General features: G+C 47.5%; 4 protein-coding genes. All 4 read right to left on the reverse strand.

The features are described 5' to 3' along the window. A partial coding sequence (locus P406_RS26140; RefSeq protein WP_046237791.1) for a hypothetical protein occupies nt 1-380 on the reverse strand: 380 nt, incomplete at its 3' end. A gap of 520 nt (nt 381-900) precedes the next feature. After that, nucleotides 901-1,437, reverse strand: a complete 537-nt coding sequence (locus P406_RS26145; protein ID WP_156174845.1) for a hypothetical protein — start codon at nt 1,435-1,437, stop codon at nt 901-903. Between the two features lie 353 nt (nt 1,438-1,790). Then, nucleotides 1,791-2,183 carry a hypothetical protein gene (locus P406_RS26150; RefSeq protein ID WP_046237793.1) on the reverse strand — a complete coding sequence of 131 codons (393 nt, stop codon included), beginning with the start codon at nt 2,181-2,183 and terminating at the stop codon, nt 1,791-1,793. Beyond that, nucleotides 2,180-3,431, reverse strand: a 1,252-nt coding sequence (locus tag P406_RS29525; protein ID WP_046237794.1) for a CdiA C-terminal domain-containing protein, incomplete at its 5' end; no start/stop codon positions are given. The genes P406_RS26150 and P406_RS29525, both read right to left, overlap by 4 nt.

Here is a 3,431-nt window from a genome sequence, read left to right on the forward strand (position 1 = left end):
TCTTTGGACTGTTGTCGCTTGAGGTCCGCTTCCCGCGCCTTGTTGGCGAGGAAGGTGCTGGCTTCGTTGGAGAACGCAGTGACGATCTCGAACCCGGCGCGGACTTCGTCTTCGTCGAAGATCGGCTTGAGCGAGTTGCTGCCGTTGCGATCACTGGACACGTCGCGGTTGAGGCTGGCGACGGTTTGTTCGGAGTTCTGACCCGTGCGTTTCTGCTGTTCGGCGTCGTCGGTGATGACGACGGCACCGCCACTGATGCCGCTGCGCGTTACGCTGCTGGCCTTGTCGCTGGCGCTGATGGCGATCGGCATGTTGGCGCCGATATTGTTTTCGTTCTTCGCCAGGTCGGTGCCAGGGTTGACCGTGCCGCCGGTCTGCACGTTGCCTTTCTGGTCCTTGCCGATTTCGTTGTAGCCACCGCCGAGGCTGACGGTGTTGGCGTCGTAATCGGCCTTGTTCTTGATGTCGCGGCTGGTGAGGCTGCATGTAACAAGTCGGTTGATTAACGCTGCTTTAGAAAAAATAGACTAAGAGGTTCCCGAGTTGATGTATTAGTACTCGTAGTGAACCTTAGCTTCGCTTTTTTGCCTATGGATCAGGTCATCCATTCTCAACAACCACCGATTTGTTTTTTCATAATTTAGCTAGCTCAAATACAAGGCCAGACATGCTTTCTTCAGCAGCATCAGTTAAGAATACTGATTTTGCTTCATTGTTAATATTGAATTTAAAGCTGGACTCCACCTAGCCTTCTTCAGTATCAACCTCGCCTTTACAATAGAGGAATTGATAGTCGCAATCAGCTTCGCCAGAAAGATTTTCAGCAAGCTCATTTAGAACTTCAAACTGTCTTTGAATTGTATTATCCACCCTACTCAAACTATGCCGTATAATTATATTTCAGCCGCCTACAGCCTCATCTCTAATAGCCCAATTATGAATTGATACATATTCGATTTTTTGCTTTGGGGCATTTTCTAGGGGTGCCCTGTAATCTGTCAAAAGGCTAATACCATCAATGACAGTTTCTCCATTCAAAATAAGAAAATCATCATCAAACTCATTAAATTCAATTAGCAAAGGTGATTTTATAGACCCTAACTCCAATCCTGGCCTAACGCCTTCAAAATTACCAGAATAACCTATACCCACATTTATGTTATATAGAGAGGTTCCGTTCATGAATGCGAGCTTCAGTAGCCTGTTCTTGAAGAATAGATAATTCACAAAGTCGCCGTGCTCCTTAAATCGTATTTCCTCCCTAATACCTAGCCAACCGGTGTTGTTTTCCAAGAGTTCATATGTGGTAGATTTGGAGTCATACCATGTTACCTGACCTATTTTTTTTAAGATTCCCTCAAGTGAGCTACCCAGCTCAAAGCCTGCTGCGCTGAGCCCTGGTACCAAATCTGCTTCTAAATCGAAAACGGCATTCATGTTCACTTCTCTCACCATGGTAGCCACTTACCACCCTCGCACTTCAGTCGATTACCCTTTGTATCATAATATTGTTGATTTCGTGTGATAGTACCGGGCTGCACTGATATGAGTTTACATATAAGCACTCTTCGATCTAGAAGTATTAAACAAGAAAAACCTTTTTAGATGGCGCCGTAAATACATGGCCGGCGTCGTCGAAGCGCCATTTTGCCTATTTTTTAGGCGTAAATCGATGACTTCAAACTTCTTGTATGCATGATTTTAATTATGGTCTTCGATTTGCTTTTTCAGTGGTTAAGTATGCGGGCTAAAATACCGGGCAAAACGATTCGGTTTTGGAGCATCATGAGTCAATCAATCATATTCTTTAAAAAGCGAATTCCGCTATTGTCGCGAAGTGCGTATACCTCTTCAAACTGGAAGGATAATATGAATTTAAACTGAGTCTGTTTAACAAGTTCGCTAAGGAATGTTTTTATGTCTTCCGAACTTTCAGATAATGTATCGATAGGTGAGTGAAACGCTCCTCTCATGCCAACCTTCCAATCAGCTATTACGTTTTCTGCTACAATTTCCTCGTAAGGAACTATGTGGCGAAATACGAAGTAAGCGTTAGAGCTTATAAAGTTTCCTGTCAAGTGTTTTTCTTCGATCTGATAGTCCGTATTCATACTGGATAATGTGCGGCATATATCGTCAAAAGATATACCTTGTTCGATCTCCAAGTTCATAGTGATGGTCATTTTGCTACCTCGATTATTTTAAATTCATTGTTTTTCATTAGGTAAAGTTTTTTCAGCCCTTCCACCGGGCGTGTAGACAGCGCTTTTTCAATCTCACCAAATGTTAACGGTGAATCAGCTAGATTTACAACTACGCTACTAGCTTGTTTTTGAACTTTTTCAGTTACTGTCATCAATACTGAAATAGGGCTATTAGTTCTTGGGGAAAATACATCAGCTAGGTCGCCATTAATTTTCAGATCAGGATTTCCCCCTTTTCTCCCAGTATTGGGTAATTGCTCAACATCATACCCTGCCTGAGCAAGCTTTTTTGACGCCTCATTCTGACGCTCAATTGATCTGACCATATCTGGAGAAGCATTTTTTGGAGGAAGTTCAGGTTCTCCTTTCAAAGAGCCAAGTTTGGGTAGGCTGTTAACACCCGCCTCAGAATCCGTCATCGCACTCATCGGATTCGGATTTTTAGCATTTTTCGCCGCAAGCTTCTCGATTCTAGCGATCTCAGCCATCTTTTCAAGCTGCGCACCACCAACCTTGATGCCTGCCTTGGCCAGCGCCACGCCACCCTTCGCTGCGCCACCCACACCCGTCGCGATGCTGCCAACCTGCCAGGCGATTTCGCCGATGGCCTTGCCCAGCGCTTCGGCGTTTTCGTCGCCGCCGACTTCAAGGGCCGTTTTGACTGTTGCGATTTTGGTGTTCAGTTCATTGACGACGCTGTCGCCAAACTGCGCTCTGGCCTCAGGGTTGTTGATCAGCTGACTGAGGCCGTTCAGACCATCAATCGGGTGCATCGCGAATTCAGCCAGGCCTGCCACATCATTCCAGCCGGACTGCACCAGGCCCTTGCCGATGCCGAGATGGGTCAGGACGTCCTGTTTACCGCTGATGTATGCCCATTTGCCCGCCACCTCAAGCTTGGCCGCATAACCTTCGGCCTCGTCATATTCTTTCTTGGCCTGAACAATCTGCTGCGTCGCCAGCCAGTTGTTATCCACCGCCGCCCCTGCCGCCGTATTCGCGGCAGTCGGGTCGATGGAAGTACTGGTCGCCGCCAGCCCGGTCACCAGGCTGACGATCAAATTACGTTTGGCTTCGCGTTGCTCTTCGCTTTCGTCCGGGCTGCTTTGCGAGAACAAACCGGTCAGCAGGCTGGACGCCGCTGCGCCTGCTGCACCGCTGCCGCAGCTTTGGTTGCTGGCCGCCGCACCTGCGCAGGCGACGATGCCATGTAGCGCGGCGTGCAGT

Origin of the sequence: Pseudomonas syringae pv. coryli str. NCPPB 4273 (assembly GCF_000972175.1) — a bacterium.
Taxonomy (GTDB): Bacteria; Pseudomonadota; Gammaproteobacteria; order Pseudomonadales; family Pseudomonadaceae; genus Aquipseudomonas; species Aquipseudomonas syringae.

What these genes read in the sequence shown, in the direction of transcription:
- P406_RS26150 (WP_046237793.1), bottom strand. Translation starts at nt 2,183, where the DNA reads ATGACCATCACTATGAACTTGGAGATCGAACAAGGTATATCTTTTGAC.
- P406_RS26145 (WP_156174845.1), bottom strand. Translation starts at nt 1,437, where the DNA reads ATGAATGCCGTTTTCGATTTAGAAGCAGATTTGGTACCAGGGCTCAGC.